A 26,106-nucleotide genomic window follows, 5' to 3' on the forward strand; every position below is an offset into this window, starting at 1 on the left:
GTAGCCGACGCTCCGGATGGTTGAGACGAGGTCGGGATGAGCGTTGAAATCGAACCGGCTGCCGGCGGCGTTCTGGCATTGCCGCTGGGCGACAGCTATCGGCCGGAATATCCGCTCGCCTATCATGGTCGTGATCGGCTGAGCGTCAGCGAGCGCGTCGAAGGACGGACGATCGTCAAGACGATCCTGGTCGATGGCCGCGCGCATCTGCTGGAGATTGACCTCACCGAGGCCGATGGCGCCCAACCTCCCGTCGCGCGTGTCCGGATCGATCACGACGCCTTGCCGCCAGATCGGGTCGAGGCGATTGCCGCCCGCATGCTCGGTCTCGCCAGCGATCCTGTTGCCTTCGAGGCGTTGATCGCTCCCCGTGTCGATAGCGACAGGATTCTCGGCTCGCGGCGCGGGTTGCGTATTCCGCTGACGGCCGACATCTGGGATGCCGTGTGCTGGGCGGTGATCGGCCAGCAGATCAATCTGACCTTCGCCGCGGCGCTACGTCGGTCGATGATCGAGTTGACCGGTCCGCTGCATGCGGTGAGCGGCCTGCGGGCTCACCCGGATCCTGCCCGCGTCGCCGACCTCGAAATCGAGGATCTGACGGCGCTGCGGTTTTCCCGCTCGAAGGCGAGCTATCTGATCGGTGTTGCCAGGCTGGTCGCAGACGGCGCGCTGCCGCTCGACGATCTGGCGAAGGGAACGCCTGCCGATGCCGAGGCGGCTCTCGTCGCCGTGCGTGGCATAGGCACCTGGACGGCGCGCTACATCATGCTGCGCGGTTTCGGATTTCCGGATATGGCACCAATCGGCGATTCCGGTCTCGCCGCCGCCCTGCAGCGGCTGCTGGATCTGCCCGAGCGACCGGATGCCAAAATGCAGGAGGCTTCGATGCAAGCTTTCGCCCCGCATCGAAGCCTGGCGACCGCCCATCTCTGGGCCGGCCTTTCGGAGCCCTAGGACGCCGGGGCGAAGTCGAGGAAGCCGACAATATCAGCGAGCCTGCCTGCCTCGATGGTGGCGAAGTCGGTGCCACCGGCGAGGGAGGCCCCGCCGTCCGGACCGAGCTCCCACGAGAAGCGGACCCGGTTGTCATAGCCGTCGACCTTGCCGACCTGTTTGAAGGTGAGGCCGGCGAAGCGCTCCTGAAAGGCGACGAGCATCTGGTCGATGCCGTCATGGCCGTCGCTCTTCATCATCGGATCCACATAGGACGTGTCCGGCGTGAAGGTCGTGGTGATGAGGGCACGCCGCTTGGTGGCGTCCGTCTCGTTCCAGCTTTCGATGTAGCGCGCGATCAGGGTTGCGGTGTCGGTCATGTCGATCTCCATGGGTTGGGTTCGGGGCGGGCAGGATGGCGAAGGCCTTGCCTTCACCTGGGAAGGTTCAGGCGATCACGTGCGGTGCCTTGCGCAGGCTCATGGCCTCCAGTTCCGCGACGACGGCGACGATGAGCGCCTGCGCGATCACGAGGGCGATGCCGAGGGCCGTCGGCGCTGCGAAGCCACCGATCAACAAGGCGGCGCTGCCGACGACCCAGGCCGCGTTGCCGCCGATGATCAGCCAGACGGCGGGCCGCGAGAGGATCGGTCGGCTGGCGACGAACAGGACGAAGGCGGCGAAGGGCAGCAGCACCAGACCGGCTCCGCGCAGCAGGGCCGCCGGCAGTCCGAGCCTGTCGGCGACGAGCCCGGCGCCGAGCGCCAGAGCAGCGCCTATGGCGAGGCAGCTGGCAGCGTCCGCCAGGAGAAGGTTGCGCAGGAAGTTGGGGTGGCGGGTGATGTTCATGGTCCGGTTCCTCGGTTCGTCGTGGTGGCTGACAGGCCGGAGATTTGCCGGTGCGGGGCATGAAGTCGATTACGTCCGAGGTAATTGGATCGACGCCCGGGCTTGCCGTATCATCGTTCCATGGAACCGAATCCGCGCCCGGTCGGCGAACAGATCCGCGACTGGCGCCAGCGCCGCCGCATGAGCCAGATGGACCTTGCCGGCGATGCCGAGATGTCGACGCGGCATCTGAGCTTCATCGAGACCGGCCGATCGCGGCCGAGCCGCGACATGGTGCTGAAGCTCGCAGCCGAGCTGGAGGTTCCCTTGCGCGAGCAGAACCTGATGCTGGTCGCAGCCGGCCACGCGCCCGTCTACCGGGAGCGAAAGCTGGACGATGCCGGACTTGCCGTCGTCCGCAGCGCCGTCGAGCGCATCATCGCCGGACACGAACCCTATCCGGCGCTGGCGATCGACCGGCACTGGAACCTGGTCGCGGCGAACCGGGCCGTCATGCGACTCGTCGCGGGCGTTTCGCCGGACCTGCTGGAGCCGCCCGTGAACGTGCTGCGCTTGGCGCTGCATCCGAAGGGGCTGGCACCCCGCACCGTCAATCTGGCCGAATGGCGGGGGCATCTCCTCGGCCGTCTGGCCCATGAGATCGACCTGACAGGCGACGCCGCGCTGGCGGACCTGCTGGACGAGTTGCGCGCCTATCCCTCCGGCAGCACCGGCCGGCCGGCCGCCACGGACGATCTTGGCGGCATCGCCGTGCCGTATCGGGTCCGGCTCGGCGACGAGACGTTGTCCTTTCTCTCGGCGACGACCCTGTTCGGCACACCGGTCGACGTCACCTTGTCGGAACTCGCGATCGAATCCTTCTTTCCGGCCGACGAGGCGACGGCGGAAGCCTTGCGCCGGGCCGCCGCTGCGTCATGATGCAGGCTTCTGACTGGGGGAAGGGTCGATGGCGTCGGCGAAGCGAAGTCTTTCCGAACGGCTGAAGGTGCGCAATCTCGTCACGATCCTGGTCGTGGCGCTCGCGCTCTATGGGCTCGCGGCCTATGTCGTTCTGCCCATGGCCTGGACACATTACGAGCATCAGCCCGGCCTCGCCGATCGGCCGATGGTCACCCATACCGGCCAGGGCATTCCCGGCGATCCGCTCAATGTCGGCCTCGTCGGTGTGAAGGAGGACGTGCTCACCTCGATGCATGCCGCCGGCTGGTATCCCGCCGATCCGGTCACGCTGCGCTCGAGCATCGAGATCATCGGCAGCGTGGTGCTCGATCGGCCCTATCACGACGCGCCGGTGAGCCCGCTTTACTATGATGGCCGGCGCGAGGATTTCGCCTTCGAAAAGCCGGTCGGCGAGAGCGCCGACAAGCGCGACCATGTCCGGTTCTGGAAGGTTCTGGACAAGGGAGCCGAGGGACGCCCCGTCTGGCTCGGCTCGGCCACCTACGATCGCGGCGTCGGCCTGAGCCACGATACCGGCCAGGTGACACATCACATCGGACCCGATATCGACGCGGTCCGCGATGCGCTGACCGACGATTTGAAGAAGGCCGGCATGGTCGAGGCTACCTATCAAATCACCGGCATCGGTCCGACTGTGAACGGGCACAATGGCGAGGGCGATCCCTACTATACGGACGGCGAGATCTGGATGTCCCGGCTGGTGCCGGCGGGCGCCAAATCCACGGCGCCGCCGGTCGTCTTGCCGCCGCCGGCCTTCGTCGGCCTGAAGGATCGCCTGTGGCATTGGGCCGTTTCCTGGCTCTGAGCGATGCCGGCACGCGGCCCATCGCGTGTTTCCTCAGCGGGAGCGAGCGTGTATAAGGCACCACCTTTCAAGACCCGATGAGGTCCGTCGCGCGCGGTGGAGCGCGAAGGCGGGCAAGGGTGTGGAGTGCTGACGATGAAGACGAGTTGGAAGCCGGATAGCTGGCGGTCGATGCCGATCCAGCAGGTGCCGGACTATGCCGATGCAGCCGGTCTCGCGGCGGTCGAGGAACGGCTCTCGAGCTATCCGCCGCTGGTCTTTGCCGGCGAGGCGCGCAAGCTCAAGAAGAGCCTGGCCGCCGTATCGCGCGGCGAGAGCTTCCTGCTCCAGGGCGGTGATTGCGCCGAGAGCTTCATGGAGCATCACCCGGACAACATCCGCGACTTCTTCCGCGTCTTCCTGCAGATGGCCGTTGTGCTGACGTTCGCCGGCTCGATGCCGGTGGTGAAGGTCGGCCGTATCGCCGGCCAGTTCGCCAAGCCCCGTTCCGCGCCGACCGAAACCATTAACGGGATCGAGCTGCCGAGTTACCGGGGTGATAACATCAACGGCATCGAGTTCACGCCCGAGGCCCGCATCCCCGATCCGCGCCGGATCGAGGATTCCTATCGCCAGTCGGCCGCGACGCTCAACCTGCTGCGCGCCTTCGCGCAGGGCGGCTATGCCAATCTCGAGCATGTGCATCAGTGGATGCTCGGCTTCGTCAAGGACAGCCCGCAGGGTCACCACTACCAGGAGATCGCCGACCGCATCTCCGAGTCGATGGCGTTCATGCGTGCCTGTGGCGTCGATCCGGATTCAACCCCGTCGCTGCGCTCGACCGATTTCTTCACCTCGCACGAGGCGCTGCTGCTCGGCTACGAGCAGGCGATGACGCGCGTCGATTCGACGACCGGCGACTGGTACGCAACCTCCGGCCACATGCTCTGGATCGGTGATCGCACGCGCCAGCCGGATCACGCCCATGTCGAGTACATGCGCGGTGTGAAGAACCCGATCGGTCTGAAGTGCGGTCCGTCGTTGACGGCCGATGGCCTGCTGCAGCTGATGGACCTGCTCAATCCGGATAACGAGCCGGGCCGGTTGACGCTGATCTGCCGCTTCGGCGCCAACAAGGTGTTTGATCACCTGCCGCAGCTGATCCGCGCCGTCGAGCGGGAAGGGCGCTCCGTCGTCTGGTCCTGCGATCCGATGCACGGCAACACGATCAAGGCATCGAGCGGCTACAAGACCCGTCCGTTCGACCTGATCCTCAAGGAAGTGAAGAGCTTCTTCGAGGTGCATCAGGGCGAGGGCACGTTGCCAGGCGGCATCCATATCGAGATGACCGGCAAAAACGTCACCGAATGCACGGGCGGCGCCCGCGCGATCACCGACGAGGATCTGTCGGATCGCTATCACACCCATTGCGATCCGCGCCTCAACGCGGATCAGGCATTGGAGCTGGCCTTCCTGGTGGCGGAGCTTCTCAAGGCGAGCCGCCAGGGCGAGACCCGGCAGCGTCTCGTCGCCGGCCTCTGACATCGATGGCGGCGGGCGAGGAAATCCATTCCGGCGCCTGCCTCTGCGGCGCGGTGCGCTATCGCGTCGCCGGCCCGCTCGAGCCGGTCGTCGGCTGCCACTGTACGATGTGCCGCAAGCAGACCGGGCACTTTCTCGCCTCGACCTCGGTCGCGACCGAGGACCTCACGATCGAGGGCGCGGACAATCTTCGCTGGTACCAGTCATCCCATTTCGCCCGCCGCGGGTTCTGCGGCGAGTGCGGATCGGTGTTGTTCTGGGAAAGCGACAAGCGGCCCCGGACGGCGATCGCCATGGGTGGCTTCGACGGGCCGACCGGCGTGACCTGGGACAAGCATATCTTCGTCGCGGACAAGGGCGACTATTACGAGATCGAAGGCGACGCGCCAGCCTTCGACCGGCGTCTCAAACCTGCATCGGACGTGTGAGTTCCGGCTGCGGACGCACGAGGGTCCGCAGCCGGTCCTCTTTGGCCTTTAGCGGCCGCTGCCCGTGCGGGTCAGGTGCAGCGAGCTGACGCCGGCGGCGAGGTTCAGGCCGGTCTGCGCCGTCACCGACAGCGGCTGCAGCGCGACGCTGTTCTTGCCGCCGCCGACCAGCACGTTGGCGCCGAGGCCGACACCGATCGTCGCCTGAGCCGTCGCGCCGGTATAACGGCCGGACAGGTCGCCATGGCGGCGCGTCGGCTCGAACACGTTCCAGACGATCACGCTGTTGCGGGTGACGCCGACATCGAGGCCGATGCGGTCGATGCGGCCGCTATAGAACTCGACGCCACGGTTGGAATGGAATTCGCAGGAGACGCTGCGGCGCGAGCCGACGATCAGGCCGACGCCGGCGGCGACGCGGCAGGTCAGCACGCCGGTCTTGACGGCGGCCTGCGCCGTCGAGGCCAGCGGCAGCGTCGCAGTGATGGCAACGGCAGCCGCCAGAAGTACCTTGTGCAGCTTCGACATGTTCGACCTCATTCGTGGACGGAAAGTGCGGCGCGGGGGTTCGATGTGCGCCGCACTCCTTTTACACGCGAAACGTGCGCCCGGGCTATGCCGAGAAGCACATATCCGTGTTCACGCCAGCGCTGGCTTGAGTTGCGGCTGCCTGCGGCTGATCATCAGCGATAACAGCGCGGCGAGGATGCCGGTGGCGCCAGCGATCAGGAAGGCGTCGAGATAGTTGCCCTGGGTCGTGCGCATGTACCCGGCGAAATAGGCGGCGGATGCGGCGCCCAACTGGTGGCCGGCTGCGATCCAGCCGAAGACGATCGGCGCCTTGCTGTCGCCGAACGCTTCGTTCGCGAGGCGCACGGTCGGCGGCACGGTGGCGATCCAGTCAAGGCCGTAGAAGACGGCAAAGATCGACAGGCTGTAGATGTTGAAGTCGGTGAAGGGCAGGAACATCAGCGAGATGCCGCGCAACGCGTAGTAGACGAACAGCAGCTTGCGCGGGTCGAAGCGGTCGGTCAGCCAGCCGGACGCCGTTGTGCCCACCAGGTCGAACAGTCCCATCACCGCGAGCAGGCTCGCCGCCTGGATCGCCGGCATGCCCATGTCGCCGCAAAACGCGATCATGTGGGTGCCGACGAGGCCGTTGGTGGTGAAGCCGCAGATGAAGAAGGTGGCGAACAGATACCAGAACGTCTTGGTGCGCGCGGCTTCGAACAGGGCCTTGAAGGCGTTGGCCAAGGCGTTGCCCTGTGGGGCGGATTGCGGCAGTTCACCTTCGGCAGCGCCATAGGGGCGAATGCCGATATCCTGCGGACGCTCGGGCACGAAGAAATAGGCGAGGGGGACCAAGGCCGCCGAGACGATCGCGACGGTGATGACGATCGCCTGCCAGCCGCCCCATTCCGCCAGCGCTGCCATGCCGGGCAGGAAGATCAGCGTGCCGGTCGCGGTGCTCGCTGTCAAAAGACCCATCATCAGTCCGCGATTGGTGACGAACCAGCGGTTGACGATGGTCGCCCCGAGAACCATGGCGACCGAACCGGAGGCGATGCCCGAGAATACTCCCCAGGTGGCGATGTACTGCCATGGCTGGGTCATGAAGGCGCTGATGGTGGTCGATGCCGACATCAGCAGCAGGGCGCCGATCAGGACCCGGCGAATGCCGAAACTCTGCATCAGGGCGGCTGCGAACGGGCCGGTGAGACCGTAGAGAAAGATGCCTATGGCGGCGGCGAGCGAGATGGTGTCGCGGCTCCAGCCGAAGGCGGATTCGATCGGCAGGATCATTACGCCGGGAGCGGCGCGCAATCCGGCGCCGGCCAGCAGGCAGACGAAAATCACGCCAGCGACGACGAAGGCATAGTTCTGGCCGAAGGGCCGCCGACGGACTATATTCATGTTACTGACCGTTCCGTTACAAGGCGTCGGATGATACGTACCGTTCAGTTACATCGTCAAGCGGTAGGGAGGAATATGTGACCGCCAGTGCCGAAAAGCCGGCGAGCCGGGCCCGCGCAGCCGCAGAGGCGCCGCCGCGCGCCGCCGACCGGATTCGCGCGACCGTGCGTGATCTCTTCTACCGCCAGGGCATCCGCGCCGTCGGCATCGAGGAGATCGTGGAACGGGCCGGCGTCACCAAGCCCAGCCTGTATCGCAATTTCGCCTCCAAGGACGAGCTGGCGGCTGCCTATCTGCGTGACTACGACGTCGACTTCTGGGGCCGGTTCAACGCGATCGTTGCCCAACATCCCGGCGACCCGCGCGCGCAGGTTCTTGGCTATTTCACCGGCCTTGGCGTCCGTTCACAGAGCGCGGAGTATCGCGGCTGCGGCATGACCAATGCCGCGGTCGAGTTTCCCGACAAGGACAATCCGGCGCGTCTTGTCGCCGTCGAAAACAAGCGCGAGCTGCGCCGTCGGTTCACCGAACTGGCACAGGCCATGGGCGCGGCGGAGCCGGAGATCCTGGGTGACGGCCTCTATCTTCTTGCTGAGGGCGCCTATTCCAGCGGTCAGTTGTTTGGGGAAGGCGGTCCGTCGCGCTCGCTCGCTGCCGCGGCCGAGCGCCTGATTGATGCCTGCCTCAAGCAGACGGGTGCGTCCAGGATTGATCATGCAGGTTGAACACTGCGTGCGTTCTTGTGCACCTTCTGGATGAGGCGCGTCGGGACTACCTTTCGGTCAACACGCAAAGGATAGTCCGATGTCGCTCCCCACTTTCTTCCTGTCGCATGGCTCACCGATGCTGGCGCTGACCGATACGCCGGCGCATCGCTTCCTGCGGTCCTTCGCATCAACCGTTGGCCGGCCGCGCGCGGTCGTTGTCGTATCGGCTCATTTCGAGACTGAGACGCCAACCGTGGTGTCGGATGACAAGCCGGAAATGATCTATGATTTCCGTGGCTTCCCCAAAGCCCTGTATGAAATAGATTATCCCGCCCCGGGTGATGCGGTGCTCGCCCGCGAGGTGGCCGATCGGCTCGCCGCCGCCGGCTTGCCGGTGGACGTGGCGCCGAAGCGCGGCTTCGATCACGGCACCTGGATCCCGCTGTCGCTGGTCTGGCCCGAGGCCGACGTGCCGTTGGTGCAGCTGTCGATCCAGCCGCAACGCGATGCGTCCCATCATGTAGCGCTTGGCCGGGCGCTCGCCGCGTTGCGCGGGGACAATGTGCTGGTGATCGGCACCGGCGCTGCGACGCACAATCTCAGGGTCCTGTTCCGCAACCCCGGCGGCATGCCGGCAGTCGACGCGGCGCCTGTCGACTGGGCGCGGGAGTTCGCCGATTGGGTCGCCGAGAAGGCCGCGGCGGGCGATATCGCCGGTCTCGTCGACTATCGGGCGCAGGCACCGCATGCGGAGATGGCGCATCCCGAGGACGATCACTTCCTGCCGTTCTTCGTCGCGCTCGGCGCGGCCGGCGAGGGGGCCAAGGGCGAGCGCATCCACAATTCGTATGAATATTCCGCGCTTTCCATGGACATGTACCGCTTCGATTGAGGCGGAGAGCGGGTCGGAAGCGCCGGTGGCCGCGACGTTTTTCGGCGGGCCGAACACTTCCCGTTGCCGCCGGTCCGGCGGCGCGCTAAAGGCAGAATATGACCCGCCCCGATACGCTCCGCATCGCCCTTGCCCAGATCAACCCGATTGTCGGCGACATCGCCGGCAATCTCGAGAAAGCGCGCGTCGCGCGCGCGACCGCCGCGGCGGGACGCGCCGACGTCGTCATGTTCAGCGAGTTGTTCCTGTCGGCCTATCCACCGGAGGATCTGGTGCTGAAGCCGGCGTTCCAGGACGCCTGCCGCGCCGCCTGCGAGGCGATCGCGGCCGAGACGGCCGATGGCGGCCCCGCCGTGCTGATCGGCCTGCCCTGGCTCGAGGACGGCAAGCTCTACAATGGCTATGCGCTCTGCGACAACGGCCGCATCGAGAGCGTCCGCTTCAAGGTGGACCTGCCGAATTACGGGGTCTTCGATGAGAAGCGCGTCTTCACGCCAGGGCCGCACCCGGGTCCCGTCTCGTTGCGGGGGGTGCGCGTCGGGCTGCCGATCTGCGAGGATATCTGGGGCCCGGATCCCGTCGAGTGCATCGCCGAGACGGGCGGCGAGATCTTGCTAGTGCCGAACGGCTCGCCCTATCGCCGCCGTATCATGGACCAGCGCTTCAACGTTGCCGTCGGCCGTGTGACGGAAGCGGGCCTGCCGCTCGTCTATCTGAACCAGGTGGGCGGTCAGGATGAACTGGTGTTCGACGGCGCGTCCTTCGTGCTCAACGGAGACGGTTCGCTCGCTGTCCAGATGCCGGCCTTTCGCGAGGCGATCGAGATCGTCGAATTCGCGCGGGTCGACGGAGCCTGGCGCTGCGCCGACGGTGCGAAGGCTCGGGTCGAGGAAGGCGAGGAGGCCGACTATCTCGCCTGTGTGCACGGCCTGCGCGACTATGTCGGCAAGAACGGATTCCCGGGCGTCGTGCTTGGCCTGTCCGGCGGCATCGACTCAGCCCTGGTCGCGGCCATCGCCGTCGACGCGCTCGGAGCGGAGCGCGTTCACTGCGTCATGCTGCCCTATCGCTACACGTCGCAGGACAGCCTGGTCGACGCCAAGGCATGTGCCGAGAAGCTCGGGGTACGCTACGACATCGTGCCGATTGCCGAGCCGGTCGAGGGCTTCATGCATGCGCTGGCGCCGATGTTCGCGGGCCGGTCGGCTGACATCACCGAGGAAAACCTGCAGTCCCGTACGCGGGGCACCATCCTGATGGCGATCTCGAACAAGTTCGGCGACATGGTGGTGACGACGGGCAACAAGTCGGAAATGTCGGTCGGCTACGCCACGCTCTATGGCGACATGAATGGCGGCTTCAATCCGATCAAGGACCTCTACAAGACGCAGGTCTTTGCCATATCGCGTTTCCGCAACGGCCAGGTGCCGGAGGGTTGCCTCGGTCCGTCCGGTGAAGTCGTTCCGGAGCGGATCATCACCAAGCCGCCCACGGCGGAACTGCGCGAAAACCAGACGGACCAGGACTCGCTGCCGCCGTACGACATTCTCGACGACATTCTCGAAAGCCTTGTCGAAGGCGAGATGCGGGTCGGTGACGTTATCGCGCGCGGCCATGAGGCGGCGACGGTGAAGCGGATCGAGCATCTCCTGGCGATCGCCGAATACAAGCGCCGCCAGGCGGCTCCGGGCGTGAAGCTCAGCCGCCGCAATTTCGGCCGCGACCGCCGCTATCCGATCACCAACAAGTTCCGGGACAAGGCCTGATCCGGCCCTTGTCCGGAATGTCGTTGCACAAATGAAAAGGCCCTCCGGAAGGAGGGCCTTTTTTGTAGGTCGGGGCCGTGGCGATCCATCGTTGATGCCGGCCGGCCGAACCGGGTCGGACACTGGGCCGTCGTTGCTGGACGGGTCTAGCTCGGACGCGTTCCGCCCTTCGGCTGATTGGCCGCGACTGGCTCCGGCGTCGAATTGCCCAGTACCTGAACCTTGGTGCCGATCGGCGCGCGGTTGTACAGGTCGATGATGTCCTGGTTCATCAGGCGGATGCAGCCCGACGACAGCGACTTGCCGATCGACCAAGGCTGCGTCGTGCCGTGGATGCGGTACAGCGTGTCGACCTTGCCCTGGTAGAGATAGAGCGCACGGGCGCCGAGCGGATTGCCGGGGCCGCCGGGCATGCCGTTCGGCCACTTGGCCGCGTTCGGGTCGCGTGCCATCATTTCCTTGGGCGGATGCCACTTCGGCCACTGCTGCTTGGCCTGGATGGTCGCGTCGCCCGACCAGGCGAAGCCCTCGCGGCCGACGCCGACGCCATAGCGCAGCGCCGTGTTGTTCTCGAAGACGAGATAGAGGAAGTGGTTGTACGGGTCGACGACGATCGTGCCCGGCGCGGCATTGATGCTCGACGGCAGATCGACAACCTGGCGATAGTAGCGCGGGTTGATCTTCGACAGGTCGATCGCCGCGATCGGGAACGGCTCATCCGTGATCGGGCCGTACATGGAGGCAAAGCCCTGATCGATCGGAGGGGCGCTGCCCGGACCGGTGACGATGCTGGACGACGAGCCGGGAGGCTGCGTCGTCTGGCAGGCTGCGAGCACGACGGGGAGGCCAATCATGAACGTACGGCGGCTGAGCTTGCCTGCCGACTTTAGAGGCTTCGTATCGTTCAAAGCCTGTTCCTTTTCATCATCATAATGGGACGAACCCAATGAAAGACCGGAACGCCGGGGGAGCGGATCCGGGACCAATCGTCTCGATTGGCTCGTTTCCGCCGCCGCCCTGGCGGCGCGATCCAATAAGAATGATTGACAGTCTTACTGGTTGCTTTCGCATTTCACCGCAATGACAATTTCGCCACACCAATGGCCAATCCAATGCCCATGAAGCCAAGGATGACGCGGCGTAGGCTCAATTTGTGCGTTCGAGATGAGCCGAAACCAAGGCGCGTTAAGCATGTTGCAGCGGTTGGGCCGCGATGCCGGCGACTGTTGCCGAAATGACGCGGCGTTTCCCCGAGCTTGTTTCTACATGTCGTGCGTGAATCGGCTATCAGGGGCGGGTCAAAGTTCGGAGCCTTCATGCGCTGGTCACCCCAACAGGAAAATGCGCTCTCCGCCGTGTCCGAATGGCTGCGGCGCGGAGACAGTCCCGTCTTCCGTCTGTTCGGCTATGCCGGAACCGGCAAGACGACGCTTGCCCGCCATATCGCCGAGGACATCGACGGTGACGTCGCCTTCGCGGCCTTCACCGGCAAGGCGGCGCATGTGCTGCGCTCCAAGGGGTGCGAGGGCGCCGGCACGATTCACAGCCTGATCTACCGGCCGCGCGCCGGCGATGACGAGGAGCAGCCGGTCTTCGCGATCAACCATGAGAGCGCCGCCTCCAAGGCAGATCTCATCATCATCGACGAATGCTCGATGGTCGACGAGGAGCTCGGCCGCGACCTGCTGTCCTTCGGGACCCCGGTGCTGGTGTTGGGCGACCCGGCGCAGCTGCCCCCCGTCAAGGGCGGCGGGTTCTTCACCGAGCAGGAACCCGACTCGATGCTGACCGAGGTGCATCGTCAGGCCCAGGACAATCCGATCATCCGCCTGTCGATGCAGGTGCGGGCCGGCGAGCCGATCGAATATGGCGAGCACGGCGAGAGCCGGGTGATCTCGCGCCGCGAGATCGACGCCGCCCAAATTCTCGCCGCCGACCAGGTGCTGGTCGGCACCAACAAGACGCGACGCCTGTACAACCAGCGCATCCGCGAGCTGAAGGGCCTGTTGAGCCCGATGCCGGCGGTCGGCGACAAGCTGGTCTGCCTGCGCAACGACAAGCAGAAGGGCCTGCTCAACGGCGGTACCTGGGTGGTCTCCGAGCTCGGCGCGCCGCGCAAGAGCCTGCTGCGCCTCAGCCTGAAGCCGGAGGAAGATGCGACCGGTAAGGCGGTGAAGGTCTCCGTGCATCCGAACTTTTTCGAGAATGGCGGCGAAGACCTTCCCTATGCGCAACGGCGCAATTCGGACGAATTCGACTATGGCTACGCGCTGACCGTGCACAAGTCGCAGGGCTCGCAGTGGGACGATCTCGTCCTGTTCGACGAGAGCTACGCCTTCCGCGAGCATCGCGACCGCTGGCTCTATACCGGGCTGACCCGGGCGGCGAACTGCATCACCATCGTGCGCTAACGAACGAGGCGAGCGCGAAGGCGCCATCGCCTCGATGTCGCTTTTCAGGCAGGATAGGTGCGCTCGGCCGGACGGATCCGGCCGGCATTGCCGAGCTCGATGACGTAGCCGAAGTCCTTCTCGGTATCGAGGTAGTAGTGCTCGTCGTCATCGATCCGGCCGCTCTGGATCACTGGGTAGCCCTTGCGGGCGAAATTCTCGACTGCCTTTTTGCAGTCGGCATAGAACAGCTTGATGTGATGCAGGCCCTCGCCGTGCTTCTCGAGGTGTTCGTCATAGATGCTGTAGCCGGTCAGCGGCTGCATGAGTTCGAGCTGGGTGTCGCCGCTCCAGGTGACGGCGATCAGGCAGGTGTGCGTCGCCGGCTTGCCGCGATAGATGTAGTCCTGAACCTTGCCTGCCTCGAACTGGTAGATATCCCAGGGGCCGATCCCGAAGGTCTCCCAGTGCCGCTTCATCGCGGCTTCCAGGTCGCGGACGACATAGGCGACCTGCATGGTGCCGCCCTCGGTGAAAATTCGCATCCTCGTTCCCCTCTGACCGCGTCGCCGGTTTCCGGCAGGCGGAGCGCATCCTGACGGCGGGTATCGGAACTATGGCCCGCTGCTCCCCATGCCGCGTCCTTCCGCGCGAGGCGCAGAACGTCAGCTATGCATGGGGTCCGCAGGCGGTCAAGCCACCGGATTCCCTACGGCAGGTGGCGCGGCGGTGGAAGCGGGAGGGCTGGCGAAAAGGCCGCTCAGTTGTGAGCGGGCAATGCCGGGCGGGCGCGGGGAAGCGGCGCGGCGATACCCCCCGCGGCTGAAGGTTGCTGGCAGCAGGCCTGGGCATCCGACAGGGACCCCTCATGCGTGGCGGCGAGGCGGACGGCTGTGGGCAGCGGGGAGGTGGCGGTCTGCCGTGGTGCCGCCCGGGGAAGTGCGATCGCGGCGGAGGTGGCGTTGCTGGCAAAGGTGGAGGCTGTTCCGGCCAGCGCCAGTTCCGGCTGAGCGATGATCTGGTCGGCGTTGACCGATTGCGCCATCCTCGATGGCGGAACCAGCGCAGTTGCGTAAAGAAGGCCGCGCGGCGGAGCGGGCTTCGGCTCGACGAGAGCCGCGAGCTGGACCAGTGCCGCCGGCCGTCGCCGCGGCAGAAGAGGCATGGCGATCTCGGCCTTGGCCACGACGGGCTTCGCCACCTCCGCTGGGGGCGCGTCCAGCTCGACGCTGACGGTCGCCGGCTTGGCGATGGCGGGCTTCTCGGCTTCGGGCTTGGCGGCCAGGCTGGCGACGACCAGCTTGCCGCTTTCCGGGGCTGCCGCGGCCGGCTCGGTGACGGTCCTGCCGGCGACCATCACCGGCGCGGTGCCCATGGGAACGTTGATCAGCTTGGCGAGCAGGCGCTTGCGCTTGGCTTCGTAGTAGTAGCCGCTCTTGTAGAGGCTGTGTGCGCGCCGGTCGTTGCCGCCGGCGACGATATAGGCGTTGGCGAGATAGGCGCCGCCATAGATGAGATTGGTTTCCGCGTCGAGGAGGCCGGAGGCCGGACCGCGATAGCCGAGGCCCTTCGCCGTGTCGTGCCGGATCTGCATCAGCCCCCAATAGGGCCCGTTGCGGGCCGCCGGATTGAAGGTGCTCTCCGTCTTCACCACCTTGCGCAGCAGCGCGAACGGGATGCCGTAGACCTTGGCGTAATGCGCGATGCGGGCTTCGATTTCGGCTTGCGTCGGACCATCGTCGGCAAGCACCGCCGCCGGGATCAGGACGCAGAATAGCAGCACCAGAAGGCTGCGCATCCGTCCGGCGAATGCGGATGTGATGCGACCGGAACCGCGGCGCATCAAGGGCGAGGGGCTGATCAAGGAGGCTCCGAGCCTGGTTAATCGTTCGATAAAACTCTCACGCGCCGGCCGAGGAGGCAAGTCGTGCGTCCAGCATGCGTGCCATGCAGGGTCGCGAACCGCTCCATCGGGCCACCATTGTCGCCGTCAAAATGGCGTTTCAAGGGCGCCTTGGCGTGTGCGCGCGGCTGGCGCCAAGGACCTCTGAAAGCGGCACGCTTGTGCCGTCGCCGCTTGCTGCTACATTGGGGGCAACAAGGCACGCGATGAGCTGCGCGCCGGGCCCTTTTGCCCTGTGTCCGCGCAGCCGAAGGATTTGATGTGACAATTTCGGGCGAGGATCCGCTGATCGCGGAGTCCAGGACGCCCGCCACTGATTCTGCGGCCGGGCCGCGGGATCATGTCGGGACCGCCGGCGGTTCTGCCCAGGGCCCTCGTGGCGCTGGACAGGCACTGCCCGGCAAGAAGAAGGGCAGGCGGCGCAAGAAGCGCCGGCCGGTCTATGCCTCGGGCGAAAAACCGGCCGAGGCGAAGGCGACCGAAAAGAGCCGATCCGGCTCCGTCGATCGCGCGCAGAACGGGCGCGGTATCGCCATGGGCGGCAAGCCGGGCCCCGGACAGGTGCGCCCGGCCAGCGTCCCGTCGCGCAATGGATACATTCCGCAGCCGCAATCCATTGCCCGCGCCGTGCCGCGCCAGGACGAGCGCCAGCGTGCCGATTTCGCGGCGCCGCAGGAGACGCTCTATGCCGCGCTCGATCTCGGTACCAACAACTGCCGCCTGCTGATCGCGCAGCCGCGCGAACGGGGCTTTCGCGTCGTCGATGCGTTTTCGCGGATCGTTCGTCTCGGCGAAGGCGTCGGTCGCAGTGGCCGGCTTGGCGAGGCGGCGATGGACCGCGCCGTCGAGGCGCTTCGCATCTGCCGTTCCAAGCTTTCCGATCGTGGGGTCTTGCGAGCGCGCCTAATTGCGACGGAAGCGTGCCGCTCGGCTGAGAACGGCGCGATCTTTCTCGAACGGGTGCGTAGCGAAACAGGCCTCGGGCTCGAAATCGTCTCGCGCGAGACCGAGGCCCGGCTCGCCGTGTCCGGCTGCGCATCGCTGATCGATCCCAATTCCAACGGCGCGCTGCTGTTCGATATCGGCGGCGGATCGTCGGAGCTGGTGTGGATCGACCTGACGCGCCCCGCCGAGGGGCGTCGCCGTCGCATGTCGGATCGCATTCGCACCTGGGCGTCGCTTCCGGTCGGCGTCGTGACGCTCAGCGAGCGCCATGGCGGGGAGACGGTGACGGCTGAAGTGTTCGAGGCGATGGTGTCGGAAGTGGCCGACATGCTCCGCACCTTCCCCGAAGCCGTGGCCCTCGATCAGGCGGTCGCGGCCGGCAATCTCCATATGCTCGGCACGTCCGGAACCGTGACAACGCTGGCGGGTGTCCATCTCGGCCTCGAGCGTTATGATCGGCGCCGGGTTGACGGCACCTGGATGACGGCCGATGAGGTCAATCTGATGATGAACACGCTGACCGGCATGGACTACGCCGCCCGCATCGCCAATCCCTGCATCGGCAAGGAGAGGGCGGATCTGGTGCTGGCGGGCTGTGCGATTCTCGAAGCCATTCGCCGACGCTGGCCTTGCCAGCGGCTGCGGGTGGCTGATCGCGGTCTGCGTGAGGGAATTTTGGTAGAAATGATGGCTGAGGACGGCGTCTGGCGACGCGCGCCCCATCGACAGGGGGGACGCACGTCATGAGCGCAACCAAGGGCAAGGGATCGGGTGGACGCGAGCTGACCGTTCGGGTCAAGACGTCGCGCGGCCGGACGGCGTCGTCGCAGCGTTGGCTCGAGCGCCAGCTGAACGATCCGTATGTCGCGCGCTCTAAGCGCGAGGGCTATCGCTCGCGCGCTGCTTACAAGCTGATCGAGATCGACGACAAGCATAAGATCCTGCAGCCGGGCATGAGCGTCGTAGACCTTGGCGCGGCGCCGGGCGGCTGGTCGCAGGTCGCCGTCGACCGCGTTGGCTCCACCGACGAAAAGAAGCTCGTCGTCGCCATCGACTATCTGGAAATGGACGAGCTTCCGGGCGTCATCCTGTTCCAGAAGGACTTTCTCGACGAGGACGCTCCCGCGATGCTCGAAGAGGCCTTGGGCGGACGCGCCGATGTCGTCATGTCCGACATGGCGGCTCCGACGACAGGCCACCAGAAGACCGACCATCTCAGGACGATCTTCCTCTGCGAGGTCGCCGTCGACTTCGCCATCAACGTTCTGAAGCCCGGTGGTCACTTCCTGACCAAGGTGTTCCGCGGCGGAGCCGAGGGGACGGTGCTGACGCAGCTGAAGCAGCATTTCACCAGCGTGCACCATATCAAGCCGCCGGCGAGCCGGGCAGGCTCAGTCGAGCTCTTCCTGCTCGCCAAGGGCTTCAAGGGCCGCAAGGCGCATGCCGACGGCGGCCCGAGGGAAGACGATGCGGTCGACGAGGGCTGGCGCCCCTAGACGTCTCGCACTCCGGCAAGCACGTCGGGTCGTGTCTCATCGCATGAATGCCGAGCGCGCCTTTTCAGGCGCGTTCTCGCATGGCGGTGACCGGGTCAGGCGCCAACTCCTTGGTAACGAGCTTCCGGCCTGACATTTCCTCGCCCGCGTCGCGCGGCATGCGGAGGAAGAAGATGACCGAGCTCATGGCGATCAGGCCGACGGCGATGAAGGCCGGATGAAAATCAGCGAGGCCGAGCTCGCCGCCATGCGCCGACATTGTCAGTTGCAGCGAGATCGCGCCGGTTGAGATACCGAGCGACAGCGACAATTGCTGGAAGACGCTGGTCATGCTGGTGGCCCGGCTCATCTTCGACAGCGGCACGTCGGCGAAGGACAGCGCGTTGGCGCTGGTGAACTGCAGCGACCGGAAGAAGCCGCCGATAAACAGCAGTCCGGTGATCAGGTGCATCGGCGTGCCGATCGAGAAGGCGGCGGGAATGCCGACGAAGAACGCCGCGATGAATGAATTGGCGATCAGCACCGGGCGGAAGCCGAACCGGCGCAGCAGCGGTGGCGCGACGAACTTCATCGCGATCGCGCCGAGTGCCGAAACGAAGGTGATGGTTCCCGACTGGAAGGGCGATAGCCCGTAACCGAGCTGCAGCATGAGCGGCAGCAGGAAGGGCAGGGCGCCGATGCCGATCCGGAACAGCATGCCGCCGAAGACGCTGGCGGCAAAGCTCGGAATGGCGAACAGCGACAGGTCGAGGATCGGGTTGGCGACGCGCCGGCTGTAGAGGAAATAGGTGATGAGCAGCGCAGCGCCGCCGAACAGGCAGGCGAGCACATAGGGCCAGGGCATCAGGTTGAGACCGAGCGAGGTCGAACCTGTGATGAAGCCGGCTATGCCGAAGGCGGTCAGCAGGAAACCGATGAAATCGAAGCGAACCCGCTCCTCGCCGCGAATATCGGGAATGAACAGCGTCGCCAGCGTCACGCCGAGAATGCCGATCGGCACATTGATCCAAAAGATCCAGCGCCAGTCGAAATAGGTGGTTATGAAGCCGCCGACCACGGGGCCGACCACCGGGCCGATCAGCGCCGGTACCGTCAGCCAGGCGAGGGCGCCGACCAGTTCGCTCTTCGACACGGACTTCAGGATCACCAGTCGCCCGACCGGCACCATCATCGCGCCGCCGATCCCTTGCAGAACCCGCGAGGCAACGATCTCGGGGATCGAACTGGACAGGCCGCAGCAGATCGAGCCGATCGTGAAGAGCGCAATGGCGAGCCGAAACACCGACCGCGCGCCGAACCGGTCCGCGATCCATCCGGAGGCGGGAATGAAGATGGCGATGGTGAGCAGATAGGAGGTCAGCGCCAGCTTGAGATCGATCGGGCTGACGCCGAAATCCCGTGCGATCGCCGGAAGCGACGTCGAGAGCACCGTCGAATCGAGGTTCTCCATGAACAGCGCGCAGGCGACGATCAGCGGGAGTAGAATCCGGGCGGGAGGGCGATGCGGAGCCATGAGGCCTCTGGGCGGGCAATGCTATGCCTACCTTAGAGCGACCGCGGGGCGATTCCGAGGCGGGATCGCCAGTTCACGCTTCCGTGATGGCCACGCCCATGTCGCGGATCGAGCCGAACAGCGCCGGGTCTTGCCAGAGGCGGCCGAACAGCCTGTCGCAGCCAGGATGGCTCCACTTTGTCTGCCCTGCGCCGTGATAGGGTGTCAGCTCGCCGATCCGCAGCCCCTGGTCGGTGAGGTAGATATCGACGCGCATATGGCTGAAGCCGGCGGCGGCCTTTGCCGAGACGGCGGCCAACCGGCGCGCCATCTCAGGCGCCAGGACAAAATCACCGGGGCGGTATTTCAGGGAGTGGAACGGCAGGCGGGCGCCATGGACGTCGAACCAATTGTCGAGCCGGTCCGGCGAGTGCTTGGCGCCCGTGTAGATCCGGATCGCCACCGTCTGGCCATGGAAGGTCATGACGTTGGCTTCCGGCACGCCACCGCCATCCGGGCCGATCAGAAGCGGCTCGGCGAGCACCCGGCGCGGGATGCCCCGATAGCCCCACTCTGGCGAGAGGTCGAAGTAGTCGTGCTGAAGCCACTCCTGCGCTTCTTCGGTGAGGGCTTTGAAATCGCAGCTGGACTTGTCGTGGATAATCGCGAAGGGCCCCGAAGTGTGGCTGGGCTTGAGGACGAAACGGTCCGGCAGCGCATGCCACGGGATTTCATCTGGACTATCCCAAAACCCGATTATCGGCGTAACATAGTCTTCGCCAAGCCGCTCGCGGATGACGCCGCGCACCGCGATCTTGTCGCAGATGCGCTTCAACATCGGGTCGCGATCGTAAATCAGGCGATGGACGATCAGTGCATTGAAGCCCGCGGGCGGATCCATGGCTAACGGCTCGCCCAGGAACGCTTCGCAGCGCTGCACAACCTTGGCTCGGTTGAGCCTGTTGCCGATCAGCGGCGCCCGCGACAGTGCGCGCTTGAACGCGGCTTTCGAGAGCCTGATACGCCGGCGAGGCCGCGCCTGGCCACGCTTGCCCGTCAAATCAAGTAAGTTAACCATTCGATGTATCACCGTGCCAGCCGGCGGCTCGAAACGTCCCCCGTGACATGTGCTTCTCCATGATTCTCCGTCCAATACCAACCTGAAGCTGTAGGGGAGATCGATGTATGCCGGCGTTGGGGCGCTGGGCGAGCTTTCGCCATGCGGATTCACTTTTGGACGCCGCGAGCCTTTCCTCCGCCGGCTACTCCGTGATAGAGACCACCGCCAACTCTATTCGCTGAAACCTCGATCCGCCGGTGACCCTTTGGTCCCACGGCTGGTCTTTTGCATTCGGAGCGTTGGCCATGGCCCAGATCGTAGAATTGTCGACCGGACGCGAGGCCCTCACGTTCGACGACGTGCTGTTGCAGCCGGGCCATTCGCTGGTCATGCCGGGCGAAGTCGACATCCGCACGCGGCTAACACGCGAGATCGAGCTCAACATCCCGATCATCTCCTCGGCGATGGACACTGTCACCGAAGCACGGCTCGCCATCGCCATGGCGCAGGCCGGCGGTCTTGGCGTCATTCACCGGAACTTGTCGCCCGAGCAGCAGGCCGAAGAGGTCCGGCAGGTGAAGAAGTTCGAATCGGGCATGGTCGTGAACCCGGTCACCATCGAGCCGGACGCGACGCTGGCCGATGCACTGGCGCTGATGAAGGCGCACCGGATCTCCGGCATCCCTGTCGTCGAGGGCGGCGGCAATCCCGGCCGGCTGGTCGGCATCCTGACCAACCGCGACGTGCGCTTCGCCTCGAACCCGAACCAGAAGGTCTACGAGCTGATGACCCGCGAGGGTCTGATCACGGTCAAGGAGGGCGTCAGCCAGGAAGAGGCCCGCCGGCTCCTGCACCAGCACCGGATCGAGAAGCTCGTCGTCGTCGACAAGTCCTATCGCTGCATCGGCCTGATCACCGTCAAGGACATGGAGAAGACGCAGCTCAATCCGAACGCAGCCAAGGACGAGCAGGGTCGCCTGCGTGTCGCCGCCGCCACCACGGTCGGCGACAACGGCATCGAGCGGACCGAGCGCCTGATCGATGCCGGCGTCGATTTGATCGTCGTCGACACGGCGCACGGCCATTCGCAGCGCGTCCTCGACGCCGTCGAGCTGGTGAAGAAGTTGTCGAATCGCGTGCAGATCATGGCCGGCAATGTTGCCACCGCCGAGGGCGCCCAGGCGCTGATCGATGCGGGCGCGGACGCCGTCAAGATCGGCATCGGCCCCGGCTCCATCTGCACGACCCGCGTGGTCGCCGGCGTCGGCGTCCCGCAGCTGACCGCGATCATGGAAGCCGTCTCGGCCGCCGACAAGGCCGGCGTACCGGTGATCGCCGATGGCGGCATCAAATATTCCGGTGATCTTGCCAAGGCGCTGGCCGCCGGCGCCAGCTGCGCCATGATCGGCTCGCTGCTGGCCGGCACGGAAGAGAGCCCTGGCGAGGTCTACCTGCACCAGGGCCGTTCGTTCAAAGCCTATCGCGGCATGGGCTCGGTCGGTGCGATGGCGCGTGGCTCGGCCGATCGTTACTTCCAGGCCGAGGTGCGCGATACGCTGAAGCTGGTGCCGGAGGGCGTCGAAGGTCAGGTTCCGTTCAAGGGCCCGGTCAGCGGTGTGCTGCATCAGCTCTCCGGCGGTCTTCGCGCCGCCATGGGCTATGTCGGCGCCGAGAACCTCGAGGCGTTCCGCGAGAAGGCACGCTTTGTCCGCATTTCGACGGCCGGCCTGCGCGAGAGCCACACCCATGATGTGACGATCACCCGCGAGAGCCCGAACTATCCCGGCATCGGCTGATCGCACCTTGGTGTGCTGACGCAATCGAAGAGGGGCAGGGGTCGGAACCTTCTGCCCCTCTGTCTTGTTTGCGCCCTGCCGGGTGCGCCCGGATTCTGTCTTGCACCGGAACACATATCGGGGGCTCCATGCTGAAGACCGTCATTCTGTGGCCGGCGATCGCGCAATTCGTCCTGATTGCCTGCGTCTATCTCTGGCTCAGCGTTACCCGGCAGCGGGCGCTCGGCAGCGGCGCCGTGCCGAACACCGATTTTCCGCCGGGCGGCGACGAGCCGCGTGCGTCGGCCGACGCTCGTCGCCATCTCGCCAACCAGTTCGAGCTGCCGATACTCTTCCTTGTCGTGATCGGCTTCCTGTTCGGCATCAACGGCACCTCTGTTCTCGAGGTGGTCGTCGCGTGGCTCTTCGTCGCGTCGCGCCTGCTCCACACCCTGGCATCGCTTCGGGGCCTGCTGATGCTGCGTCATGTCAGCTTTCTTGTCGGATTCGTGCTCGTCTTCTTCCTCTGGCTCGACCTCGCCGTTCGTATCCTCTAGAAGCCCGGACCATGATCCCAGCCGCACGCATCTCCGCCGCCATCGAGGTCCTCGATGATATCGCAACCCGCCGCCGCCCGGCGCCCGACGCCCTGAAGGATTGGGGTCTCGCGCACCGCTTCGCCGGTTCGAAGGACCGGCGCGCCATCGGCGATCTCGTCTTCGACGCGCTCCGCCACAAGAACTCGTCCGCAGCGGTGGCCGGCGGCGATGACGGCCGCTCCATCATGCTCGGCTTGTTTCATTTTCACCGTGGCCTCGACATCGCCGCGATCGAGAAGCTGTTTTCGGGCGATCGCTTCGCGCCGGCTCCGCTGACGGAAGACGAGCGCGCGACGTTGAGCGTCGAGCGCCTCGCCACGGCTCCGGACTATGTGCGCGGCGATTACCCGGAGTGGATCGCCCCCAACCTTGCCCGGGTCTTCGGCGACGATGTCGTTGCCGAAATGCAGGCATTGGCGACGCCGGCGCCGCTCGATCTGCGCGTCAACACGCTGAAGGCCGAGCCGGATCACGCAGCTTCCGAACTGACGGCCGCGATCGGCCGCGCGCCGGAGCGCCCGGCGCTCTCGACGCTCTGCCTGCGCCTGCCGCTCGAGCCCGAGCGGGGCGAGCCGCACATCGCCTCGACCGAGCCTTTCCTGAAAGGCCAGATCGAGATCCAGGATCTCGGCAGCCAGCTGGCGGCGGAATTCGCCGGAGCGCGTCCGGGCCAGCAGGTGCTTGATCTCTGCGCCGGCGGTGGCGGCAAGACGCTGGCGTTGGCGGCCGCGATGCAGAATCACGGCCAGATCTTCGCCCATGATGCGGACCGGCGCCGTCTGGCGCCCATCCACGACCGCCTGACCCGGGCCGGTGTCCGCAACGTCCAGGTCCGCACGCCGCGGCCGAATAGCGATGTGCTCGACGATCTTGAACACCGGATGGATCTGGTCCTTGTCGATGCGCCCTGCACCGGCACCGGGACCTGGCGCCGCAATCCGGACGCCAAGTGGCGCATCCGTCCCGGCAGCCTGGCCGAGCGCAACAAGGACCAGGCGCTGGTTCTCCAGGCGGCGAGCCGCTACGTGAAGCCGGGCGGCCGGTTGGCCTACATCACCTGCTCGGTGCTGGAGGAAGAGAACTCCGACCAGATCAACGCGTTCCTGGCGGCGCATCCGGGCTTCTCGGTGGTGCCGCCGCAGGCGGTGGTCGAGGCCTATGAACAGGAATCAATGAACATCCTCGGTCCCACTGTCAGGTTGCTCGAAAACGGCCTGCTGATGACGCCGCTGACCAGCGGAACGGACGGATTCTTCGTCTCGGTGCTGATACGAAGCGCCTGATTGCATTCATCTGTGCGCCTTTGCCTGCTGGCGGGCGGCCTGCCTCGACACGGTGCGGATGCGCCGATAGAAGGGCCGCCCCGGGGTTCCCCCGACTAGGAGGTCAAATCTTATGCGCAGGTTGCTCAGGCTCATCGCCATTCTGATCGTGGTGTTCGCCGGATACTGGGCCTACTACGTGTTCGCCGCCGGCAATCCGAGCGACCCGCTCGGCGTCGAGATCAACAAGTACATGCCGACAGCGGCGCGTGAATTTGCGTGCAAGAAGCTGAAGGAACGTTTCGCCGACGCCAAGACGGCGCCCGAGGGTTGCGCCGAGTTCGCGTTCTGGGCCCCTGCGCCGGCACCCGTCGTCGAGCCGGCTCCGGCAGCCGTCGAGCCGCCGGCAGCAGCGCCTGCCGTCGAGGCTCCCGCTCCGGCCGCGGAAACCGCACCGGCAGCGCCTGTCGCTCCGGCGCCTGCGGCCGAGGCTCCCGCGGCACCGGCTCCCGCCGCCGAGACGCCTGCGGCGCCGGCTCCGGCCGCCGAGGCTCCCGAACCGGCTGCGCCGGCGGCTGAGGCTCCGGCTTCCGACACGCCCGAGACGGCAGCGCCCTGATCGAAATGGCGGCCCGCTCCCACCGGAGCGGGCCGTTTTCTTGACCTATGCATGCGGAGATCGGCAGCTCCGCGATTGCAGTTTGCGGCGCAATCGCTTAACCGAGGGGCCATTCCCCTCAGACGCCGGGCCGCTTCCATGACCGACAGCATTCTCATTATCGATTTTGGATCGCAGGTAACGCAGCTGATCGCGCGTCGCCTCCGCGAAGCCGGCGTCTATTGCGAGATCCATCCGTTCCAGAATGCAGCCGCCGCATTCGAGAAGCTGCAGCCGAAAGGCGTGATCTTCTCCGGTGGTCCGGCCTCGGTCACCGACGCCAACAGCCCGCGCGCGCCGCAGTCCGTCTTTGATTCCGGCGTGCCGATCCTCGCCATCTGCTACGGCCAGCAGACGCTGGCGCTGCAGCAGGGCGGCAAGGTCGAGGGCGGCCACGCCGCCGAGTTCGGCCGCGCCGAAGTCGAGATCAAGGATGCGAGCCCGCTGTTCGAGGGTTTCTGGGAGGTCGGCCAGCGCTATCCGGTCTGGATGAGCCATGGCGACCGCGTCACCGAACTGCCGCCCGGCTTCAAGGTGGTCGGCACGTCGGAGAACGCGCCCTTCGCCATCGCGGTGAACGAGGATCGTCGCTACTACACGACGATGTTCCATCCCGAGGTCGTCCACACGCCGGACGGCGCCAAGCTGCTGTCGAACTTCGCCCACAAGATCGTCGGCCTTCAGTCCGACTGGACGATGTCGGCCTATCGCGAGCAGATGATCGACAAGATCCGCAAGCAGGTCGGCAAGGGCAGGGTGCTGTGCGCTCTTTCCGGTGGCGTCGACTCGGCCGTCGCGGCCGTGCTGATCCATGAGGCGATCGGCGACCAGCTGACCTGCGTCTTCGTCGATCACGGCCTGATGCGCCAGCATGAAGGCGACCAGGTCGTCTCGCTGTTCCGCGAGCACTTCAACATTCCGCTGATCAGCGTCGACGCGTCCGATCTCTTCATCGGCAAACTCGAGGGCGTCTCCGACCCCGAGACGAAGCGCAAGATCATCGGTGGCCTGTTCATCGACGTGTTCGACGCCGAGGCGAAGAAGATCGCGAGCGACGGCAAGGGCGCGCCGGAGTTCCTCGCCCAGGGCACGCTCTATCCGGACGTGATCGAGAGCGTTTCTTTCTCGGGCGGCCCGTCGGTGACGATCAAGTCGCACCACAACGTCGGCGGTCTGCCGGCCCGCATGAACATGAAGCTGGTCGAGCCGCTGCGTGAACTGTTCAAGGACGAGGTCCGCGCGCTCGGCCGCGAACTCGGCCTTCCCGATAGCTTCGTTGGCCGCCATCCGTTCCCGGGCCCCGGCCTCGCCATCCGCCTGCCGGGCGGCGTGACGCGCGAGAAGCTCGATATCCTGCGCAAGGCCGACGCGATCTATCTCGACGAGATCCGCAAAGCAGGCCTCTACGACACGATCTGGCAAGCCTTCGCGGTGCTGCTGCCGGTGCAGACGGTCGGGGTCATGGGCGATGGCCGCACCTATGACTCGGTGCTGGCGCTGCGCGCCGTCACCTCGGTCGACGGCATGACGGCAGACTTCTTCCCCTATGACATGAACTTCCTTGGCCGGGCCGCGACCCGGATCATTAACGAGGTCAAGGGCGTCAACCGCGTCGTCTATGACGTAACGAGCAAACCCCCCGGTACGATCGAGTGGGAGTGACGACGCGGCGGCGTCGTTAAAGCTGGCGCCGCGGCCAACCACGCGACCCTTGCAGTCTATCGCACCACTGGTTCTGACGCGTTCGT

General features: G+C 65.8%; 25 protein-coding genes. 16 read left to right on the plus strand and 9 right to left on the minus strand.

Annotated features, from left to right (window positions below; all coding sequences use genetic code 11):
- Nucleotides 1–36 precede the first annotated feature (36 nt).
- Nucleotides 37–957 carry a DNA-3-methyladenine glycosylase family protein gene (locus tag G342_RS0120175; RefSeq protein WP_018184982.1) on the plus strand — a complete coding sequence of 307 codons (921 nt, stop codon included), beginning with the start codon at nt 37–39 and terminating at the stop codon, nt 955–957.
- Here G342_RS0120175 and G342_RS0120180 read toward each other — a convergent pair.
- Entirely contained in the window at nt 954–1,316 is a 363-nt protein-coding gene (locus G342_RS0120180; RefSeq protein ID WP_026304643.1) for a nuclear transport factor 2 family protein, read from the minus strand. The two genes, G342_RS0120175 and G342_RS0120180, sit on opposite strands and share 4 nt — an antisense overlap.
- Before the next feature lie 67 nt (nt 1,317–1,383).
- Entirely contained in the window at nt 1,384–1,785 is a 402-nt protein-coding gene (locus G342_RS0120185) for a hypothetical protein (protein ID WP_018184984.1), read from the minus strand.
- Between the two features lie 120 nt (nt 1,786–1,905).
- Between G342_RS0120185 and G342_RS0120190 the strand changes: the two genes are divergently transcribed.
- From G342_RS0120190 to G342_RS0120205, 4 genes are all read left to right on the plus strand, one after another.
- A complete protein-coding gene (locus G342_RS0120190; protein ID WP_018184985.1) occupies nt 1,906–2,703 on the plus strand; it encodes a helix-turn-helix domain-containing protein in 798 nt (265 codons plus the stop codon).
- A gap of 28 nt (nt 2,704–2,731) precedes the next feature.
- Complete coding sequence (locus tag G342_RS0120195) at nt 2,732–3,550, plus strand: LssY C-terminal domain-containing protein (RefSeq protein WP_018184986.1); 819 nt, start codon at nt 2,732–2,734, stop codon at nt 3,548–3,550.
- 135 nt (nt 3,551–3,685) lie between these two features.
- Nucleotides 3,686–5,071 (plus strand): class II 3-deoxy-7-phosphoheptulonate synthase, encoded by a 1,386-nt coding sequence (locus G342_RS0120200; RefSeq protein ID WP_018184987.1) that lies wholly within the window; start codon nt 3,686–3,688, stop codon nt 5,069–5,071.
- Between the two features lie 5 nt (nt 5,072–5,076).
- Nucleotides 5,077–5,499 (plus strand): GFA family protein, encoded by a 423-nt coding sequence (locus G342_RS0120205; protein ID WP_018184988.1) that lies wholly within the window; start codon nt 5,077–5,079, stop codon nt 5,497–5,499.
- 48 nt (nt 5,500–5,547) lie between these two features.
- On the opposite strand, the gene G342_RS0120210 is transcribed toward G342_RS0120205, so the two are convergent.
- Nucleotides 5,548–6,027, minus strand: coding sequence for a DUF992 domain-containing protein (locus G342_RS0120210; RefSeq protein ID WP_018184989.1), 480 nt, complete (start codon nt 6,025–6,027; stop codon nt 5,548–5,550).
- A 111-nt stretch (nt 6,028–6,138) separates the two neighbouring features.
- Nucleotides 6,139–7,413 carry an MFS transporter gene (locus G342_RS0120215; RefSeq protein WP_018184990.1) on the minus strand — a complete coding sequence of 425 codons (1,275 nt, stop codon included), beginning with the start codon at nt 7,411–7,413 and terminating at the stop codon, nt 6,139–6,141.
- Between the two features lie 77 nt (nt 7,414–7,490).
- On the opposite strand from G342_RS0120215, the gene G342_RS0120220 reads away from it, so the two are divergent.
- The 3 genes from G342_RS0120220 (at nt 7,491) to G342_RS0120230 (ending at nt 10,778) form a co-directional block, all read left to right on the plus strand.
- Nucleotides 7,491–8,138 (plus strand): TetR/AcrR family transcriptional regulator, encoded by a 648-nt coding sequence (locus G342_RS0120220; RefSeq protein WP_018184991.1) that lies wholly within the window; start codon nt 7,491–7,493, stop codon nt 8,136–8,138.
- Between the two features lie 79 nt (nt 8,139–8,217).
- Entirely contained in the window at nt 8,218–9,012 is a 795-nt protein-coding gene (locus tag G342_RS0120225) for a DODA-type extradiol aromatic ring-opening family dioxygenase (RefSeq protein WP_018184992.1), read from the plus strand.
- 98 nt (nt 9,013–9,110) lie between these two features.
- A complete protein-coding gene (locus tag G342_RS0120230) occupies nt 9,111–10,778 on the plus strand; it encodes an NAD+ synthase (RefSeq protein WP_018184993.1) in 1,668 nt (555 codons plus the stop codon).
- A 146-nt stretch (nt 10,779–10,924) separates the two neighbouring features.
- Here the strand turns inward: G342_RS0120230 and G342_RS0120235 are convergent, their stop codons facing one another.
- Entirely contained in the window at nt 10,925–11,686 is a 762-nt protein-coding gene (locus G342_RS0120235) for a L,D-transpeptidase (protein WP_018184994.1), read from the minus strand.
- 408 nt (nt 11,687–12,094) lie between these two features.
- On the opposite strand from G342_RS0120235, the gene G342_RS0120240 reads away from it, so the two are divergent.
- Entirely contained in the window at nt 12,095–13,189 is a 1,095-nt protein-coding gene (locus tag G342_RS0120240) for an ATP-dependent DNA helicase (RefSeq protein WP_018184995.1), read from the plus strand.
- 44 nt (nt 13,190–13,233) lie between these two features.
- Here G342_RS0120240 and G342_RS0120245 read toward each other — a convergent pair whose 3' ends face one another.
- Both G342_RS0120245 and G342_RS26325 read right to left on the minus strand, forming a co-directional pair.
- Nucleotides 13,234–13,713, minus strand: coding sequence for a VOC family protein (locus tag G342_RS0120245; RefSeq protein ID WP_018184996.1), 480 nt, complete (start codon nt 13,711–13,713; stop codon nt 13,234–13,236).
- 215 nt (nt 13,714–13,928) lie between these two features.
- Nucleotides 13,929–14,966 (minus strand): transglycosylase SLT domain-containing protein, encoded by a 1,038-nt coding sequence (locus tag G342_RS26325; RefSeq protein ID WP_245557311.1) that lies wholly within the window; start codon nt 14,964–14,966, stop codon nt 13,929–13,931.
- Between the two features lie 366 nt (nt 14,967–15,332).
- On the opposite strand from G342_RS26325, the gene G342_RS0120255 reads away from it, so the two are divergent.
- Nucleotides 15,333–16,763, plus strand: coding sequence for a Ppx/GppA phosphatase family protein (locus tag G342_RS0120255; protein WP_018184998.1), 1,431 nt, complete (start codon nt 15,333–15,335; stop codon nt 16,761–16,763).
- The gene (locus tag G342_RS24785; RefSeq protein WP_018184999.1) at nt 16,760–17,512 is read left to right on the plus strand and encodes an RlmE family RNA methyltransferase; all 753 of its coding nucleotides are present in this window, start codon (nt 16,760–16,762) and stop codon (nt 17,510–17,512) included. The genes G342_RS0120255 and G342_RS24785 overlap by 4 nt, the downstream gene beginning before the upstream one ends.
- A gap of 64 nt (nt 17,513–17,576) precedes the next feature.
- Here G342_RS24785 and G342_RS0120265 read toward each other — a convergent pair whose 3' ends face one another.
- Together G342_RS0120265 and G342_RS0120270 are read right to left on the minus strand one after the other, a co-directional pair.
- Nucleotides 17,577–19,025 carry an MFS transporter gene (locus tag G342_RS0120265; protein WP_018185000.1) on the minus strand — a complete coding sequence of 483 codons (1,449 nt, stop codon included), beginning with the start codon at nt 19,023–19,025 and terminating at the stop codon, nt 17,577–17,579.
- A 73-nt stretch (nt 19,026–19,098) separates the two neighbouring features.
- Nucleotides 19,099–20,082 carry an ATP-grasp fold amidoligase family protein gene (locus tag G342_RS0120270; protein ID WP_083931298.1) on the minus strand — a complete coding sequence of 328 codons (984 nt, stop codon included), beginning with the start codon at nt 20,080–20,082 and terminating at the stop codon, nt 19,099–19,101.
- A 287-nt stretch (nt 20,083–20,369) separates the two neighbouring features.
- Between G342_RS0120270 and guaB the strand changes: the two genes are divergently transcribed.
- The 5 genes from guaB to guaA all read left to right on the plus strand — a co-directional run bounded on the left by guaB (nt 20,370) and on the right by guaA (nt 26,020).
- The gene (gene guaB / locus G342_RS0120275; protein WP_018185002.1) at nt 20,370–21,860 is read left to right on the plus strand and encodes an IMP dehydrogenase; all 1,491 of its coding nucleotides are present in this window, start codon (nt 20,370–20,372) and stop codon (nt 21,858–21,860) included.
- A gap of 128 nt (nt 21,861–21,988) precedes the next feature.
- Nucleotides 21,989–22,396, plus strand: a complete 408-nt coding sequence (locus G342_RS0120280; RefSeq protein ID WP_018185003.1) for an MAPEG family protein — start codon at nt 21,989–21,991, stop codon at nt 22,394–22,396.
- Nucleotides 22,397–22,407: 11 nt separating this feature from the next.
- On the plus strand, nt 22,408–23,721 hold the full coding sequence (locus tag G342_RS0120285) for an RsmB/NOP family class I SAM-dependent RNA methyltransferase (RefSeq protein WP_018185004.1): 1,314 nt from the start codon (nt 22,408–22,410) through the stop codon (nt 23,719–23,721).
- A 112-nt stretch (nt 23,722–23,833) separates the two neighbouring features.
- On the plus strand, nt 23,834–24,319 hold the full coding sequence (locus G342_RS26330) for a hypothetical protein (protein ID WP_018185005.1): 486 nt from the start codon (nt 23,834–23,836) through the stop codon (nt 24,317–24,319).
- 138 nt (nt 24,320–24,457) lie between these two features.
- Nucleotides 24,458–26,020, plus strand: coding sequence for a glutamine-hydrolyzing GMP synthase (gene guaA, locus G342_RS0120295; protein ID WP_018185006.1), 1,563 nt, complete (start codon nt 24,458–24,460; stop codon nt 26,018–26,020).
- Nucleotides 26,021–26,106 lie beyond the last annotated feature (86 nt).

The sequence above is a fragment of the Kaistia granuli DSM 23481 genome, assembly GCF_000380505.1.
GTDB lineage: Bacteria > Pseudomonadota > Alphaproteobacteria > Rhizobiales > Kaistiaceae > Kaistia > Kaistia granuli.